Origin of the sequence: Niastella sp. (assembly GCF_045805085.1) — a bacterium.
Classification (GTDB): Bacteria; Bacteroidota; Bacteroidia; order Chitinophagales; family Chitinophagaceae; genus Niastella.
The window spans coordinates 1-17193 of the sequence record NZ_JBJMLX010000420.1 but is presented as its reverse complement, the minus strand read 5'-3'; the positions used below and the strand labels follow the sequence as shown (position 1 = coordinate 17193).

At 45.9% G+C, this 17193-nt stretch carries 12 protein-coding genes; 4 read left to right on the top strand and 8 right to left on the bottom strand.

The features are described 5' to 3' along the window. Nucleotides 1–80: 80 nt before the first annotated feature. On the bottom strand, nt 81–2612 hold the full coding sequence (locus tag ACJ751_RS21885; protein ID WP_407747657.1) for a DNA translocase FtsK 4TM domain-containing protein: 2532 nt from the start codon (nt 2610–2612) through the stop codon (nt 81–83). A gap of 263 nt (nt 2613–2875) precedes the next feature. Between ACJ751_RS21885 and ACJ751_RS21880 the strand changes: the two genes are divergently transcribed. Continuing rightward, complete coding sequence (locus tag ACJ751_RS21880) at nt 2876–4870, top strand: ATP-binding protein (RefSeq protein ID WP_407747656.1); 1995 nt, start codon at nt 2876–2878, stop codon at nt 4868–4870. A gap of 14 nt (nt 4871–4884) precedes the next feature. On the opposite strand, the gene ACJ751_RS21875 is transcribed toward ACJ751_RS21880, so the two are convergent. From ACJ751_RS21875 to ACJ751_RS21865, 3 genes are read right to left on the bottom strand one after another with little or no spacing between them, the layout of a single operon-like run. Then, nucleotides 4885–5277 (bottom strand): DUF423 domain-containing protein, encoded by a 393-nt coding sequence (locus tag ACJ751_RS21875; protein ID WP_407747655.1) that lies wholly within the window; start codon nt 5275–5277, stop codon nt 4885–4887. Beyond that, on the bottom strand, nt 5270–5779 hold the full coding sequence (locus ACJ751_RS21870) for a shikimate kinase (RefSeq protein WP_407747654.1): 510 nt from the start codon (nt 5777–5779) through the stop codon (nt 5270–5272). Before ACJ751_RS21870 ends, ACJ751_RS21875 begins: the two co-directional genes overlap by 8 nt. Nucleotides 5780–5790: 11 nt before the next feature. Continuing rightward, nucleotides 5791–6975 carry an acyl-CoA dehydrogenase family protein gene (locus ACJ751_RS21865; RefSeq protein WP_407747653.1) on the bottom strand — a complete coding sequence of 395 codons (1185 nt, stop codon included), beginning with the start codon at nt 6973–6975 and terminating at the stop codon, nt 5791–5793. 191 nt (nt 6976–7166) lie between these two features. Here ACJ751_RS21865 and ACJ751_RS21860 point away from each other — a divergent pair, with 191 nt between their 5' ends. The 3 genes from ACJ751_RS21860 to ACJ751_RS21850 are packed head-to-tail and all read left to right on the top strand — an operon-like array spanning nt 7167 to nt 9336. Continuing rightward, nucleotides 7167–7718, top strand: a complete 552-nt coding sequence (locus ACJ751_RS21860; protein ID WP_407747651.1) for an RNA polymerase sigma factor — start codon at nt 7167–7169, stop codon at nt 7716–7718. A 3-nt stretch (nt 7719–7721) separates the two neighbouring features. Next, nucleotides 7722–8351 (top strand): hypothetical protein, encoded by a 630-nt coding sequence (locus ACJ751_RS21855; RefSeq protein ID WP_407747650.1) that lies wholly within the window; start codon nt 7722–7724, stop codon nt 8349–8351. Next, nucleotides 8326–9336, top strand: a complete 1011-nt coding sequence (locus ACJ751_RS21850; protein ID WP_407747649.1) for a hypothetical protein — start codon at nt 8326–8328, stop codon at nt 9334–9336. Before ACJ751_RS21855 ends, ACJ751_RS21850 begins: the two co-directional genes overlap by 26 nt. 264 nt (nt 9337–9600) lie before the next feature. Here ACJ751_RS21850 and ACJ751_RS21845 read toward each other — a convergent pair whose 3' ends face one another. From ACJ751_RS21845 to ACJ751_RS21830, 4 genes are read right to left on the bottom strand one after another with little or no spacing between them, the layout of a single operon-like run. Next, complete coding sequence (locus ACJ751_RS21845) at nt 9601–10956, bottom strand: DUF4302 domain-containing protein (RefSeq protein WP_407747648.1); 1356 nt, start codon at nt 10954–10956, stop codon at nt 9601–9603. Between the two features lie 24 nt (nt 10957–10980). Next, the gene (locus ACJ751_RS21840; RefSeq protein ID WP_407747647.1) at nt 10981–11862 is read right to left on the bottom strand and encodes a putative zinc-binding metallopeptidase; all 882 of its coding nucleotides are present in this window, start codon (nt 11860–11862) and stop codon (nt 10981–10983) included. A 30-nt stretch (nt 11863–11892) separates the two neighbouring features. After that, nucleotides 11893–13356, bottom strand: a complete 1464-nt coding sequence (locus tag ACJ751_RS21835; RefSeq protein WP_407747646.1) for a RagB/SusD family nutrient uptake outer membrane protein — start codon at nt 13354–13356, stop codon at nt 11893–11895. A 29-nt stretch (nt 13357–13385) separates the two neighbouring features. Next, nucleotides 13386–16796 carry a SusC/RagA family TonB-linked outer membrane protein gene (locus ACJ751_RS21830; RefSeq protein WP_407747645.1) on the bottom strand — a complete coding sequence of 1137 codons (3411 nt, stop codon included), beginning with the start codon at nt 16794–16796 and terminating at the stop codon, nt 13386–13388. Between the last annotated feature and the right edge of the window lie 397 nt (nt 16797–17193).

The window sequence follows — 17193 nt, the reverse complement described above, 5'->3', positions numbered from 1 at the left end:
AATTGGTTAAACCTATTGCGGCAATAATAAGACGTGAATTGTTGCCCTGGGTTGTAAAATACGGCCACCTTAACAAAATTCTAACCTATGTCGTTCAGCAGCATTTCCAGGTCGGCTTCCGTTTTAACCAGCACGTCGCGGGCCTTACTTCCCTGACTGGGGCCAACAATCCCGGCTGCTTCCAGCTGGTCCATCAGGCGGCCGGCCCGGTTATAACCCAGTTTCATCCGCCGTTGCAATAAGGAGGTTGAACCCATTTGGCTGGTTACGATCATCCGGGCAGCACTTTCAAACAAAGTATCCCGGTCTTCCAGGCTGAGTTCCTTCCCTTCAAATTGCTTTTCATCCACATATTCCGGCAAAAAGAATGCCTGGGGGTACCCTTCCTGGGTGCCGATGAAATCACAAATACTGTCTACTTCGGGCGTATCAACAAAGGCGCACTGCAAACGGGTTATTTCCCCATTATAGCTAATAAGCATGTCCCCTTTACCGATCAGTTGTTCGGCCCCACCCGCATCCAGAATGGTACGGGAGTCGATCTTGGAGGATACTTTAAAGGCAATCCGCACCGGGAAGTTGGCCTTAATGGTACCGGTAATGATGTTTACCGACGGGCGCTGGGTGGCAATGATCAAATGGATACCTACCGCACGGGCCAGCTGCGCCAACCGGGCAATGGGCATTTCCACTTCTTTACCAGCCGTCATAATAAGGTCCGCAAACTCATCCACCACCAATACAATAAATGGCAGGAACTGGTGACCCTTTTGCGGGTTCAGCTTCCGCTTTATAAACTTCTCGTTGTATTCACGAATGTTACGGGCGCCGGCTTCCTTCAACAGGTCGTACCGGTTATCCATTTCAATACACAGGGCATTGAGCGTATGAATTACCTTTTTGGTATCGGTGATGATGGCTTCATCTTCACCCGGTAATTTGGCCAGAAAATGCGTTTCAATATGGCGGTACAGGCTCAATTCCACTTTCTTGGGGTCAACCAGTACCAGTTTTATTTGCGATGGATGTTTTTTATACAGCAACGACACCAGGATGGCGTTCAACCCAACCGATTTACCCTGGCCGGTAGCACCCGCCATCAACAAGTGCGGCATGGTGGTAAGGTCAACGATAAAATTCTCGTTATCGATCTTCTTCCCAATAGCTATTGGTAAACTGAAATTATTGTTCTGGAATTTTTCCGACGACAGCATACTGCGCATACTCACTACCGTCTTCTTTACATTGGGCACTTCAATACCCACGGTACCTTTACCGGGTATGGGCGCAATAATACGAATACCAAGCGCGGCCAAACTAAGCGCAATATCATCTTCCAGGTTCTTAATGCGCGAAATACGCACCCCTGCTGCCGGCACAATTTCATACAGCGTTACAGTGGGCCCTACAGTGGCGCTGATCTTCTGTATTTCGATGTCGTAGTTCTTCAGCGTATTGATGATCTGGTTCTTGTTGGTCTCCAGTTCCTGTGGGTCCTGAATAATGCGTTCGCTGCCATGCAGCTCCAGCAATTCAAGACTGGGGAATTTATAATCGCGCAGTTCGAGCGACGGATCGTACGGTTCCTGAGAGATCACTTTTTCAACCTTTGGTTCTTCAACCGGCACTTCAGGCTGATCTACCTCGGGGTACGTTTTTATTTCCAACTCCAATGGGCCCAGTTCCGGCTTTTTGTTACGGCCTTTTTGACCAATAACCGGTGGCGCTTCCACCACTCCCGGTTCCTCAACATCGTCTTCTATGTCCTCCAGATCTTCTACTTCTTCATCTTCCCCATCTCTTTCTACCAGTTGCAGATCCATTGGCTCTTCTTCGGGTTCTGTTTTAGGCGCTTTTTTAATAACTCCCAGCCCGTTGTTCAGTTTATTGCCAACCGGTTTTACTACCGGCGTTTCTGTTTCTTCTTTTGTAGCTAATACCGGCACCACCTCGTTGGCAGGTTCTGTTGTTTTGGGTTTGGATAATGTTGGTGCTTTGAAAACGGGGTTGAACCGCCAGATCACGTATGCCAGTCCGCCCAGCAATAATAAAGCGGCCGTACCAACGTTGCCAATCATCCGCACCAGCCAGTCGCTGCCCATATTACCCACGGCCCCGCCCCAGGCGAATGCACCGCCACGGAATATGAATGCCAATACCACACTAAAAAACAACAGGCTTACTATTACGTAGCGCACATTGCGCCAGAGGTTAAATACTTTCGCACCCAGCAATGCATTTACACCTATTACAAAAAACAGGCTGCAGAACATGAAGCTGGCAGCGCCAAATCCTTTATAGAAAAACAAGTGTGAAATATACGCGCCAAGGTTGCCGAGCAAATTCGTTGTTTTTACGTCTTCACCAGGCAATAATATGGCAGCGCCCCTGAATACCTTATCCTGGTCTTCCTTCCAGGTAAACAGGTATGATGCAAAGGCGATAAATAAGAAAAGGCTGATCAGTATGGAGAAAGCACCAGCAATTTTATGGGTACGCTCATCTTTTACTAATTGCTTAACCGTAACCTGAGCTTCTTTTTCAGGCTTGAATTTATCCGTATTTGCTGGCTTTTTCTTTTCTGCTTTGTCTGCTTTTAAGCGGTTGGCCATGGGCACAAAGATAAGTAGTTTAAGGTTCAGGGCACAAGAAAGAAGGCACAAGGAAATGTCAATTTTGGCCTCGCGGAATTCGAGCCTCGTTTAATCGTGAAACGGCAAACGTGAAACGTGAAAGGGTTCCCTTTATCAACGCTATCAACCCTGTCAACACTATCAACTTGTTAACTCGTTAACTTGTTAACTCGTCAACTCGTCAACTTTTTTCGTACTTTCACCTTAGAAACTAACCTCCCGGCGCATAACCGGGGCACTTTATGAGCACTAACAGCCATCCTCGATTTGTATCTGCTAACACTACTCGCCGCAATCCCTTTCATAAGGCCTTCAAACATACATTTTTTTATATCCTGCTTTTTTGTTTTGCAAACAATAGTTATTCACAGTTGCCCGATTCCATGGTGATTGAAGCTTCTGATATCCGCTTTCAGAAAGCAATAGGCAAACAAACCCTGTTCACTTCAGCGCCTAAACACTGGGTAACAGATGCAGATATATACAAATTGCCCTATAAACAAACCCCGGGTCATTACTTACCGCATGACCTGCCGGGCTGGCTGGTTGAACAGGATTGTTTTTTACAATTTGCTTTAAAGAACAGCGCCGATACCGCCATTTCCGTCTGTTTTATCCCGGGTTCCTACTGCCGCCTTATCACACTTTTTAAAGCGCAGATCGATGATATTCCGGGCACGTTGACCCGGTTGCCCGACACCCTTATTAACGACAGCCGCAATGCGGGCGTAAAACGCATCCATTTGCAACCGCATGAAGAAGCCGTGTTTTTCTGCCGGTTCAACTTTGTGCGTACCAATGTAAACTCCCTCATTCCCCGCCTTATCATGGACGATTACCTCAAGCAGTGGACCACATTACTACGTGAACGCGATGGCATGTTGTATGTGTTTACCTATACTGTATCGGGCGTATTGCTGTTCATGATCTTTTATTCACTGGCGGTGTATATTCAAAGCAGGAACAAGGAATTTATCTTTTATGCCTGGTACACCTTTCTTACCTGCTCTTTGTTGTTCCTGAAATCGTATCTCGATACCAGCGCGAACTGGTTCAATTATTTCTATGAAGAGTATCTTGATTTTATGATCATGACGGCCAGTGTGGTCGTTTACCAGATCTTCATGCGCAAGTTCATCAACAGCAAAGAGGTGTACCCGTTACTTGATAAAATACTTCGTTATTTCAATATCCTGCTCATTTGCGCCAGTATTGTTTTTTCCTTTGTTTACTTTTTTACCGACTGGTATATTATGCTGAACATTATGGAGAACGCTATCAAACAGCTGTTCTTTGTAACCGGCGTGGTGTTCATTGCATACAGCATTAAAAAGAAGAACCCGTTGCTGAACTACCTGGCGGCCGGTAATTTTTCGCTGATCGCATTGTCGGTTATTTCTTATATTATCATCCTTACCGGCTGGAAACTGGTCAAGAACGATCCCACTTCTATTTTTAACCGGGCGCTGTTCTATTACGAATTTGGACTGGTATTGGAACTGGGGTTCTTTTTGTCGGGTTTGGCGTTCAAGAACCGGCGCGATATTATTGAGCGGGTAAAAGAACGCGAGCGCCTGAAGCTGGAAAATGAACGTAAAGAATTTGATAAACAAATGGCGGTAATGGCGGCCAAACAGGAAGAGCGGAACCGCATTTCGGCCGATATGCACGACGAACTGGGTTCGGGCGTTACAGCCATCAGGCTGATGAGCGAGATCATGAAGAGCCGGTTGAAAGGCGATGTGGTGCCCGAGCTGGAAAAAATCTCCAACTCAGCCAATGAACTGCTGGGTAAGATGAACACCATCATCTGGACCATGAAAAGCAGTAACGACACGCTGGAAAGTCTCATCGCCTACATCAGGGCGCACGCCATTGAATATTTCGACAGCACCCCTATTGAATGTAAAGTGCAACTGCCTGCCCTGATACCGCAGGCTGAAGTAAGCGGCGAAAAAAGAAGGAATATCTTCCTGAGTATAAAAGAGGCGCTGAACAATGCCATGAAACACTCTCAAGCCTCGCAGATACAGATCATTATTTCCACCAACGACAAATTGCTGATGATAAAGATCTGTGATAATGGCGTGGGCATCGACGCCGATAAACTGCGCCGTTTCGGCAATGGTCTCAGCAACATGCGCCGTCGCATGGAAAGCATTGACGGTTCTTTCAAAATTGAAAGTAAAATCGAATCTGAGAAGAACTGCGTACTGACCTTTGAAGCGCCAATCTAGTTGCCGGTTTGCCCTTACCCCTTTCCTTTCCAAACTCCCAGGAACAGGAAAATCCATCCTACGATGAAGAATACTCCACCAATTGGTGTAATGGCGCCTATACCACGCAGCCCAACCGTGTTGGTAGCCTGTAGTGCGGTTAGTATGTATAAAGAACCAGAGAATAGTATAATACCAATGATGAAGCACACGCCTGCATATTGCAGATTCCTGCCGGGGAAGCTTCCAAATAAAATAGCTGCAGCTAATAATGCAAATACATGGTAGAATTGGTAACGCACCCCGGTTTCAAAGGTAGTAACGGTTTCGGGGCCCACAATCTTCTTTAATCCGTGTGCGCCAAATGCGCCGAGGGCAACGGCCAGTGCGCCTAAAATGGCGGCCGTTTGCAAAAATCCTTTATGCATGTAATACGGTTTGAATAAAGTCGTTCATGGATATGGCATCTTCCTTAGTGATAATTACATCAGCCTGTTCATAATACATGCGGCGTTCGTTCAGTTTACGAATGATGAAATGTTTCAGGTCTTCGTCCTCAATATCTTTCAGTAATGGCCGTTGTACGCGCTCTTTCAATAGCCGGTGCAGCAATACATCAACCTGTGTATTAAGCCATACCACCGTGCCATACTTTTTCATGAATTCGATGTTGTTAAAGAAACAGGGGGTGCCGCCGCCACAGGACAATACCATGTTTGTATTTTCATCTACTATCTTTTCCAGCACTTGTTTTTCCCTGTTGCGAAAGTATTCTTCGCCCGATTCGCCAAATATCTCCGGGATGCTTCGCTTTTCTTCGGCAACGATCACTTCGTCCAGATCATAGAACGGTAAACTTAACTTTTGCGCCACTTGTTTTCCCCAATGTGTTTTTCCGGAACCCATGAAACCGATTAAGAATATCCTCATTACGTCGCAAGTTATTTAAAAGCGTTGAAACCAGTTACATCCATACCAGTGATCAGCAAATGTATGTCATGAGTCCCTTCGTAGGTAATAACACTTTCAATATTCATCATATGGCGCATTACGGCGTATTCGCCGGTAATGCCGCTGCCACCCAGTATCTGCCGGGCCTCACGGGCAATAGCGGCTGCAATTTCGCATCCATTGCGTTTGGCCATGCTTACCTGCTGCGGGGTGGCCTTTTCTTCATTCATCAGGATGCCCAGCCGCCAGTTGAGTAACTGGGCCTTGGTGATCTCGGTGATCATTTCGGCCAGTTTTTTTTGTTGCAGCTGAAATGCCCCGATGGGTTTATCGAACTGCTGGCGCTCTTTGGAATAGCGCAGGGCTGTATCATAACAATCCATAGCGGCCCCTACCGACCCCCAGGCTATTCCATAGCGGGCCTTGGTTAAACAACTCAATGGACCTTTTAATCCTTTTACATTGGGAAGAATATTTTCCTTGGGCACTTTTACATTGTCAAATACCAGTTCGCCGGTTGCAGAAGCCCGCAAGCTCCATTTATTATGGGTAAGGGGCGCTGTAAAGCCTTTCATGCCTCTTTCCACGATCAGGCCGCGTACTTCGCCTTGTTCGTCCTTGGCCCATACAATGGCCACTTTTGCATAGGGGGCATTGCTGATCCACATTTTGGCGCCGTTTAGTATTACATGGTCGCCTGCATCGGTAAAATGGGTGGTCATACCACCCGGGTCGCTGCCATGGTCGGGCTCCGTTAACCCAAAACAACCCAGCCACTCGCCGTTGGCCAGCTTGGGCAGGTATTTGCGCCGCTGGTCTTCACTGCCGTATTCAAAAATAGGGAACATTACCAGGGATCCCTGTACGGAGGCGGTTGACCGCACACCACTATCGCCCCGCTCCAGTTCCTGCATCATTAACCCGTAGCTGATATAATCCAGCCCGCCACCGCCGTATTCAACCGGGATGGTAGGGCCAAAGCAGCCGAGCTCGCCCATTTGCTGAACGATCTGTTCGGGGAACTCCGACTTTTGGGCATACTCTTCAATAATGGGGGATATTTCTCTTTTCACGTAATTGCGAACAGACTCTCTGACAAGTTTCTGTTCGTCGGTCAATAGCTCATCCAATAAGAAGTAATCCGGGCTGGTGAACAAATCGGTTCTGGTACCCATGACTGACTGATTTTCGATATTACGCTAAAAGTAAGAAAAACTAAATTAGTAACCGAAACCATCTAACCACCTCCCCCACCCATCAAGCCATTTAACCATTTAGCCTAACATTAGCCATAAAAACAACGTTCGTGCAACATGCGGGTAAAACCCATGTCTCTTATGTAAACAAATAACCTAAACAGATCATTTTGGAGCTGACTGCAAACATTATCCGGGATGAACTGGTGGAACGATGTAAACAGGGCGACACCCAAAGTTTTCAAACATTGTACCGCCAATATTCCAAAGCTATGTTTAACACCAGTTTACGCATCGTAAACAACACAGCCGACGCTGAGGATGTGCTGCAGGAGTCGTTCCTGGACGCATTTCGCTCCCTGCATGACTTTCATTACCGCAGCACCTTTGGGGCCTGGCTAAAAAAGATCGTTATCAATAAATCGATCAACATCCTGCGCAAGCGGCGGAATGACCTGGTTGATATGGAAAGCACCGAACTGCAGATTGTACCGGAGGAGGAAGGCATTAATGAGGAAGCAATGCAGTACCGGGTAGAAGAAGTAAAGAAAATGATCACCCGGCTGCCCGATGGCTACCGAACGGTGTTAAGCCTGTACCTGCTGGAAGGGTATGACCATGAAGAAATTTCACAGATATTGAATATTTCCCATAATACGGTACGCACCCAGTACGTACGCGCCAAACAAAAACTGCTGACTTTAATTAAACAAGGAGTGTGAAATATGAGTAAAGGTTTAGAGCAATTTATTCGTGATAACCGCGACCAGTTTGATTCGGAGGAACCCGGCGATCAGCTATGGAAAAAACTGGAAAAGGAACTTACCGAGCAACAACCAAACAACCAACAACAAAAAAGCAAGGGACAGAAAATAATTGTACTTACCATTCTTCGCTGGAGCGCGGCAGCCGCCATACTGATACTGGCCGGCATAGGTATTTTCTCCCTGTTAAATAACCGTTCATCCGATGGAGGTATTGTGCAGCATCAACCAGCACCCATCGATACCCCGACTACAAATGATCAACTGTTGAAAGAGATAAACCCTGGCTATGCGCGGGAGGTATCTCAGTTCACCCAGCTCATTGAGATGAAACAAAATGAGTTGAAAGAAATTGAAAAAGAAGATCCCAACCTGTATAAAAAGTTTGTCACTGGTATTGATAAACTCGACAGCTCGTACAACGCGTTGAAAAAAGAGCTGCCGGAAAATCCTAACCGTGAACAATTACTCGAGGCTATGATTGAGAACTTAAGGCTGCAGACTGAAATACTCAATCAACAATTAAGCATCATCAATCAAATCAAAGCATCAAAAAGCAACAATCATGAAAGTAATTTTAAGAAGACATAGATTCCCCTTATTTATCGCGCTGCTACTACTGACGACACAGGTATTTGCCGAGGGCCCTTTAGTTGAAAAAAAGAAAACCTACACCAAATCCTATAGCGTTAGCAACAGTGATAAAATTTCTTTGACCAACCAGTTTGGTGAAATGAAAATAAACACCTGGGACAAGAATGAAGTAAGTGTTACGGTAACTATTACCGCCGAGGCCCAAACCGATGAAAAAGCCCAGTCCATTCTCGATAACATCAGCATAGAAGATGGCAAAAGCGGCGATGGCATATTCTTCAAAACAAAGTTGGACAAAAACAAAGACAATAAAGATCAACAGTGGAGCAAGGGTGAAAAGCAAGGCTTTCATATTGACTATGTAGTATATGCTCCTGCCCGCAATCCTTTACAGGCTAAGAATGAATTTGGTCCCATGACCATTGGAGACTACGCTGGCGAGGTAACACTTGAAAGCAAATTCGGCAGCCTTACTACCGGCAAGCTGAACAATGTAAAAAAAGTGGTGATTGAATTTGGCAAGGGAACTATCGGCAGCATCAGCAACGGCAGCCTGGTGATTAAATTCTCAAAGGCCGCTATCGATAACCTCGACGGTTCTGTAAATGCTGTTTTTGAATATTGTGATATCGCCAAATTGCGGGTTGATAACAGCACCAAGGCGCTTACCATTAAGAACAGTTTTTCGAACCTGTACCTTGACCTGAACACCAATATCTCAGCCAATTTTGACATCAGCACCAATTTTGGCGACCTGCATAACAAAACCAATTTCGAGATAAAGGAAGAGGGCGACAATGACGATAGCCATGGCCCCCGGTTTAACAAACGCTACCAGGGCAAGGCCGGCAGTGGCAATACCGAAATGAAGATAAAATCAGAATACGGTCAAATAACGCTGGGCCATAACCTAAATATAGATATGAATAAGGAGAAGAATAAAGAGAAGGATAAGGATAAAAAAGGGACTGTTCGAATTTAAGTGTAGCTATGAGTTAACCAGTAGACGAGTTAACAAGTTGATGGAGTTGACAGGGGTCACCTTTCACGAAATTCAATTAGCAGTCAGCAGAGTCTTCGACTCTCTACAACGGGTTTCCCCCTGACAGAATAGTTGGGGGTCCCGTTTTAAAATAAGGAAAGGGCCGTATCAAAGTATGATACAGCCCCTTTTTATTCTCGTTTACTTTTGATACATCCGCTTCCCAATCATCCCATACATCCCAACTTTCCCGGTTCAGACAATTTAGAATACCCAATACCAGGTTATCCAGGTGGAAGGATCATCAACACTTACCTGATCATAGGTAATCTCGCTGCTTTGTACAAAATAGTAGTTACCGGTACCACTAAACATTTGTTGACGCGTTTGCTGCGCCGGTCCGGATGCGGGCCAGGGTATTTTACTATTTACCGAATCTTCGGTGACCCTTGTGAGTCCGGTAGTTTTGGTTATAGTTTGTTTAACCCATGAACCATTTATTCCAACCAATCCGAGAGGTGTATGCAGCGTATCGAGATAAACGTTTACAAATGCATCGCCGCCAGCCTGGTTAGGTTGGTACAGTAAGAAATAAAATTCAGCCGAATCGTTCTTGAGAGATCTGATATTAAAGGCATCGTCAACGCCGTTCTTATGAAACCCATTTAACGAGATCCAGTAATTACCACCGGCTATAGCCTGGTTACGCCACCGGGTTATTGCATTCTTTACGTCGGGGTTAAGCGGTGGAGCGGTTGTTGTGGGCACGGCCCCTTTAATAGTAGCAGCAGTACCATTAACCGTTACATTCATTACCTGGCTGGTAAGCGCACCGTCGGTAAAACCGGTAATACTGAAACCGGGTATGGTAATCGAACCATTGGTAATGGGATCAAGAAAATATACCCCATTGGCCCAGAAATAATATTTACTGGTAGCTGAAGTAGCCTGGGAGCCAGTACCCCAGGATACCGTTACTTTTTTAGTAGTTGTATCAAACTGTAATTCGTAATCGGCGCCGCGGTAGTTTAATCTTTTCCAGTAAGACAGGAACTTCCAGTAGTTTCTAAAATTCAGCACGCCATTGGCCACCTGTTTGGCTGACCAGATGGTTTTGTCGGCTTGGGTGGCTTTTTTGAAAGTGAGTTTGCTGCCATTAAAACGACCTGTTAAGCTAATGCTGTCGGTAGAAACAGAATCGATGGCAAATTCAAAATCCGATTTCAATCCCACACCAACTGAGCCGCCATTTACTGAAGCATCGGGATCGCTCAGAATATGGATGTAAGAATAAGAATCGAATAAAAGACTGGGCTGTTGCAATGCTTTTAACCGGTAACTGCTTTCCATTGAACTGCTGGAAGTGGCGCTGTCGAAATCACTGTACATCACTACCCGGTTGCTATCGTTGAAGCTGAAATAAAACCGGTACAGGGTGCCGTCTGCGGTAAAAAGATTACCATTCCAGCCGTATGGTGAGCTGGTGATGGCAGTTTGGTAAGCTTTCAGCGTTTCATTGAGGCGATCATCTGGCGATTTATCAAACACATGGTCATCGTCACGCTTACAGGAAGCCACCAGGGTTATAGCGAGTAAGTAATATAATATGTTCTTGTTCATACCTGTTTTTTGTTAGGTGAGTGCCTACTTTATCAATAGGTCGATGGAATTGCGGGTTCGGGTTTGCAAACTGCTAAAGCTGATGCCCCACACATCTTTAAAATAAGCAACCACTATCGCTTCTTTCTGGCGCAACTTACTTACACCTGTAGGGCTTTTAATGCTGCTTATAATGCTTTCATAACCGCCCTTGCCTTCCGTAAGCATCATAGAGATCATTTCCACAAAATCCTCATCGGGACCCGACTGGGCATACATGGTGATGAACCCTTTTTCATGAGCTGATGAATCGGTTGTGTTGTTCCAGTCTGAAATATAATCTCCTACTGAAATGCGTTTCCATTCTTCAGGATATAAAACGGTTTGGTGCAGGATGTGACCAAATTCGTGTTCTATGGTGTGGAACATTTGTTTAATATTGAAAGAATCGCTGGGCACATATCCCGTCATTCCCTTTATTCTGAAATCATTCAGCACATACAACATTATCTGACGGCCGCCTTCTGCCGTTCCCAGGGTAATGGTGCCATCCATATTCCAACTGGCGCTGCCCACCAGTACAAAATACTTGGGAATGTATTTCATCATGAAAGATTTTCCCGCTTCTTTCACATAGTTATCGATCCACACTTTTTTTATGGAACTCAGCACAGGGATGATTTTTTCTTCCTTGGGCGGGGTCAGTGTTTTATCAAATTCCAGTACGCCCTGGTCCCACTTGTATTTAGCGGTAACGTTATAAGGAACGGTAAGGCTATCCCTGATCCAGGTATCGATGGGGCCACCCGCCCAGGTATCGCCACCCAAACCGGGTATCTGGCTCACATCGCCCAGGTCGTCTCCCTTTTTACACGACGCAAAAATTGCCAGCGCCAGCACAACAAGGTATATTTTATGGTTGAACATATAGTAGGTTCTGTTTTGTTTATGGTTATATTATCTCGGGTTCAGCGGCATGCCAGATAGCTTTACTGTCTCAGGCAACTGGAACACCCGCATTTTGGAATCTGATGCCAGCGTAAGCGTTTGGCTTTGGTCGAAAGTGGTGTGCGTAACGGGTATGTTATAACGCAGCAGATCGAACCAGCGCATACCTTCCTGTACATATTCAGCCCGTTTAAAATCAATTACACAATTCAGCGCTCTATCGAGGTTGTTTGTGATAGAAGGATAACGTTTTGCCAGTTTGGTCGTTGTGATGGCATTTTTTGCCTCATCGTAATCCCTGATGCGGGTGCTTGCATAGTAATTTAAATCCTGCAGGCAGCTATTGAGATCGTTCGTAAACAGGTAGGCTTCCGCCCGGTTAAACAGCACTTCTTCTGCAGTAAATAAGGGCACCATTACATAGGGAGTTCCAATATTCGCATTTACCGAATTACGTACGAAATATTCATTGATCTTGGGTAACAGGTAATTGTTGGTTCCTGCCGTATAAATGTGTTTATCGAATTCCCAGGCACCAAAGGTAGTATCACCAAAGATCTCATCGCGCTTGGCCGCGTTAAAAGCATAACGAACAGTGAAATAATTACGTGCCCAGTTTGAAATGGTCTCCACCAGCAACAGGTTAGCCGGTTCTGTTGCCTTTGCATAAATGGCAAACAGGTCCTGCGGGGTCATGGTCCTGTAGGTAGTATTCCAGGGCCGCAACAGGGAGGTAGGATTACCTGATGAAAATACCGCATTGGCATAGGTGATCACTTTAGCATAATCCTGTTTGAAAAGATAAAAACGGGCTGCAAACGCATTGGCGGCTGCTTTGTTAAAGTGATAGCTTTTTATGGTATACCTGGTATCATCGATAAGCGGTAAACCCTGCAACAGGTCCTGCTCGATCATCTGGTAATCATAAGCCACTGTTTTACGATCGTATTGCTGAAATACTACTTTCTCAGGAGTGGTCACATATGGAATACCAGGATCCGTACTGGAAGTACTGCCGCTTCTGGCACTGTATGGTTTTGAGAAGAATGTAACCAGCATAAAATGTGCATATGCCCTGCATACCAGCGCCTCGCCCTTCTGGGATTTGTACAGGTTTGAATCGGAGGCATTCCTGATCGTTTCCAGCGCCTGGTTGGCTGCTGCTATAGCAGTATAACAGCCATCCCAATAAAACTCGGGCGAATCCTGGTCCTTGTTGTCAACATCCCGAAAAAAGAAAGGATCTATATTGGTCCTGTCCTGTACGCCTGTTCCCTTATCGGCCACATTATCTGAAATGGATTCGCAAAAGGCCATATAATTAGCCTGGGGATAGGCAGTGCCCAGCAATTGCGACACCTGCTCCGGATTGGTCAGCGATGCCCGGTTGTCAGGATTTTTATCGAGAAACTTTTTACAGCCTGCGGTTGTAAAAAGCAGTACAACGGTTGTATATGATAATATTTTTCGCATGTAATTACCTTTTTTCGTTTCACACCTGATTATATGCCTACTCTCACCGAGAATGTAAACTGTTTTTGAATGGGTTGTGCAATACCACCGGTATTGAAGAACTCAGGATCCTGCCCTTTTAATTTTTTATCTGAGTAAATGAGCCAGGGGTTGTTCGATACGGCCTGTACATTCAGACTGCTTAACCCCATCTTCCTGGTTATTCGCTGAGGCACCTGCCAGCCAAGGGAAACATTCTTTAACCGGATCATATCGCCACTGGCTACCCGTGCAGTTGAATAGTTGTAGTCATTATACGGTGTAGCGCCATCCAGTTTCGATTGCTCAAAGGCACCCAGGATGGAAGGAACAGTGGTGTATTTTTCATCACCGGGCATCGACCAGCGGTCATAAAACTCTTTGGGCATGGCATCCAGGTCGGTATAACTGTTCTTGAATGCGGGGTACAACCTGATCTTGTTGCCTGCCTGGTAGGTGATGAATATATTCAGCGTAAAATCTTTGTAGCTGAAGCTGTTCAGCAAACCACCGGTAAGCCGGGGATCAACAGGGCCTTCATACACCAGGTAACTGGTGTTTTGGTCCTGCAGGTATACATTGTTACCCACCTTGCCTGTTTCATCAATAAACTGGGGCGTTCCGGTAAAATGTTCCAGCCCTTTAAAATTAAGCGAGAACAAACTGCGTACCGGGTATCCCTGTTTATTGCCACCTTCTGCCGCAACCAGGTCAAAGATGTTGGGCTCGTTTTTGGCATTGGTTATTTCGTTGGTATTGTAACCGGCAGTAAGGTTGGTGCGCCATTTAAAGGTTTTGTTATTTACCAGAACATAGCCTACCAGTAACTCAATACCCTGGGATGTCATATCAGCATAGTTGGCTGCTTTATAAGGTTCGCCACCAACACCCGATGTTTTAACCAGGCTTATCAGGTCGAAGCTGTTGCGATGGTATACGTCCACGCTGAAATTGAGCCGTTTGTTCAACAGGGTGGCATCAATGCCCGCGTTGGCAGTATACAATTTCTCCCAGGTAAGCTGTGAGTTTTCCAGGTTGGCCAGCTGTATCACTGATTCTCTTTCGGTTAAATACGTTCTGTTGGTAATGATGTTCTTTAAAACAATTTCCGAATTGGTAGCAGGTCCCATACTGGCTGTTAACCCGTAGCTGCCGCGCACGGTAAGGGCATCCACCCAGGTTAAGTTTTCCATGAATTTTTCCTGCTCAGCATTCCAGGATCCGGCTACACTCCAGGTTGGCAACCAGCGGGCGGTTTGTGATTTACCCAGTCTGTTCGATCCGTCATACCGTACTGTGCCGGTTAAATTATAGCGTGAGTTATAAGTATAGGTACCTGAGCCGTAAAACGCCACAAACCGGTCATAATCTTTCGACATTCCATAATACGGAAAATTCAGCTCGATGGTTTGTTTCAGAATGCGGTAGTCGACAAAAGGAACGCCCCCGTTATTGTACTGGTAGCCGTAACCCGTATTGTTAAAGTTCTGCCTGTCGGCATATTTCACCTGTTGACCAACCAGTAAGCTGAGGGAATTTTTATCGTTAATCTCTTTAGTATAGTTAAGGCTGTTGCGAAAATCGTAGTTGATCAACTCATCTTCTGTGCGGTTATAAAAACCACCATAGGGCAATACCACCACAGGTTCTGCATTGGGATCTTCAGGGTCTTTATAAAGGAATTTATTGTTTTGTTTGATGGTGGATGTACCGGCTGCCCGGTAAGCATTGGCCATATTTGAGTTTTCTGTGATCTGGTGCTCGCGGCTTGATTTAACATACCTTAAGGCCCCTACAAATTCATACCGCAGTTCAGGGGTGATCTTATAGTTCAAACTTCCCTGTAAACGCAGGTCAATCACCCGCAGGTTTATATAGTTGTTCTCCAGCTCGGTAAGAATGTTGAACGGAGCAAAATTGCGACGGAAATATTCCCGGTTGCCATTTTGGTCGAAGGCCGTTAAGGTGCGGCTGCTGTGAAGGGCATAGCTGAAGGGGTTGATGTCGAAGTCGCGGTCATAACTACCATCAACGGGGTTGCTTTGCCGGCTAAGGGCGCCGGGCGTTTTTTGTTCGCGAACAGAGCCTACCGTTGTAAAATCGGCCGACACTTTATCGCTGAATTTATAGTTGTTGCGGAAGTTGAGGGTATAGCGGCTTACTTTATCGGCCGGTGTCCAGCCATTATCGCCATAATAACTGGTTGAGAAGTATGACTGGGAACGGTCGGTACCGCCGGAAACACTTAAAGAATGTTCCTGAATGAAGTTGTTACGGAACAGGATATCGAACCAGTCGGTATTGGCCTGTGCGTAACGGGTTAAAAATGCTTTTTTCTCCGCCGTGCCGTTAACCAGCATAAACCCTGTGCCATTGGCATTGGGCGTGTTAATGAGGTCGTACATTTTGCCATATACCCCGTTATCTGCGCGGTCGAGGATGTTGGGATTCAGGCTGCCTTTCCGCTCCAGCTCGGCCAGTACCGACATTTGCTGGGCAGAATTCATGATATTGAAATTATTATAACTGGGTTTCAGGTAAGTACTGAAATTGCCGATATAGTTTACGTTGGGTTTTCCCTGACGGCCTTTTTTAGTAGTGATAACCACTACCCCGTTCATGGCGCGGGCGCCATACAGGGCAGCTGCAGAGGCGTCTTTTAATATGTCGAAGCTTTCGATGTCGTTCGCATTTAACCCCGCTACCGCAGAACCTAACAGGGTTGTAGGGTCGCCGCTCGAAAGCTGGTCGTTCGAGATGTTTACAATGTCTTCGAGCACCACGCCATCTACCACCCACAAAGGTTTATTATCACCATTGATGGAGGTGGCGCCACGCACCCGCACTTTGGGGGCCGCACCAAAGGTGCCCGATACGTTTTGAACCGATACCCCGGCTGCCCGTCCTTCAAGCATCTTGCTGATATCGGTTTGACCGGCCAGCTTGGCATCATCCATTTTCACGTTAGCTGCCGAACCGGAAAATTTCTTTTTTTCGATAGTCTGGAAACCGGTTACAATTACTTCAGAGAGTGCCTTACCACCTTCAGACAAATGCACTTCCAGATATTTTTCACCCCGGTAAACGATGGTTTGGGGAGTTTTGCCGGCATAGGAGAACCGGATGCTGTCGCCCCGGCGGGCGCCAATGGCAAATTCACCCTGGGAATTGGTAAATGATCCCCGGCCGCTTACCAGGTTTTGAACAGACACCTGGGGCAGCATGCTTCCTTCCTCGGTGCCGCTAACTTTACCTCTTAATACGGCAGTGTCCTGGAAGAACCGGGTTTTGTTTATATGATGGGGAATATCAAATGCGTGGGTAGTCACCGGCAAACAACCAGCTACCAGTACCACCAAGAATAGTCTTTTGCAGGTTGCCTGAAATGCCTTTGCCTCAAAAGCGTTTTGTTTAAAACGCATAGCAATTAGTTTTTGATTACTGAAGAATAATAGATTAATACGTCCGGGCCGCCCTGGCGGATGCCCCTATTTAACCAGTCAGGCCAGTGCATTGATTATGCACGGCCCTGACAGGTCAATATAGTAGTTCACTCTGATTTGAGATAATTCGCTTATTCTTTTATCCGGCTATCCGGAAAGAATGGTTTCTGAAGGGAACGACTTGTGTCTGATTCAGCTTTCTTAGTCAGGAATATTATAGTACTCTTTTACAGTCTTGTAATCGTTCAAATTTACCGCGCTACGTGCCGGAACAGATCCTTGAATAAGGATATAACGGTATTGATATTGTTTGGTACTGGCATTGGTACTGGCAGGTACATTCGAAAAAATGGAAATTTTTCCTACTGAAAAACTT

Excerpts from the sequence above, each read along its gene's own strand:
- ACJ751_RS21885 (WP_407747657.1), bottom strand. The coding sequence starts at position 2,612 with ATGGCCAACCGCTTAAAAGCAGACAAAGCAGAAAAGAAAAAGCCAGCA.
- ACJ751_RS21840 (WP_407747647.1), bottom strand. The coding sequence starts at position 11,862 with ATGTTCAACCATAAAATATACCTTGTTGTGCTGGCGCTGGCAATTTTT.
- ACJ751_RS21830 (WP_407747645.1), bottom strand. The coding sequence starts at position 16,796 with ATGCGTTTTAAACAAAACGCTTTTGAGGCAAAGGCATTTCAGGCAACC.
- ACJ751_RS21845 (WP_407747648.1), bottom strand. The coding sequence starts at position 10,956 with ATGAACAAGAACATATTATATTACTTACTCGCTATAACCCTGGTGGCT.
- ACJ751_RS21865 (WP_407747653.1), bottom strand. The coding sequence starts at position 6,975 with ATGGGTACCAGAACCGATTTGTTCACCAGCCCGGATTACTTCTTATTG.
- ACJ751_RS21850 (WP_407747649.1), top strand. The coding sequence starts at position 8,326 with ATGAAAGTAATTTTAAGAAGACATAGATTCCCCTTATTTATCGCGCTG.
- ACJ751_RS21835 (WP_407747646.1), bottom strand. The coding sequence starts at position 13,356 with ATGCGAAAAATATTATCATATACAACCGTTGTACTGCTTTTTACAACC.
- ACJ751_RS21855 (WP_407747650.1), top strand. The coding sequence starts at position 7,722 with ATGAGTAAAGGTTTAGAGCAATTTATTCGTGATAACCGCGACCAGTTT.
- ACJ751_RS21875 (WP_407747655.1), bottom strand. The coding sequence starts at position 5,277 with ATGCATAAAGGATTTTTGCAAACGGCCGCCATTTTAGGCGCACTGGCC.
- ACJ751_RS21880 (WP_407747656.1), top strand. The coding sequence starts at position 2,876 with ATGAGCACTAACAGCCATCCTCGATTTGTATCTGCTAACACTACTCGC.
- ACJ751_RS21870 (WP_407747654.1), bottom strand. The coding sequence starts at position 5,779 with ATGAGGATATTCTTAATCGGTTTCATGGGTTCCGGAAAAACACATTGG.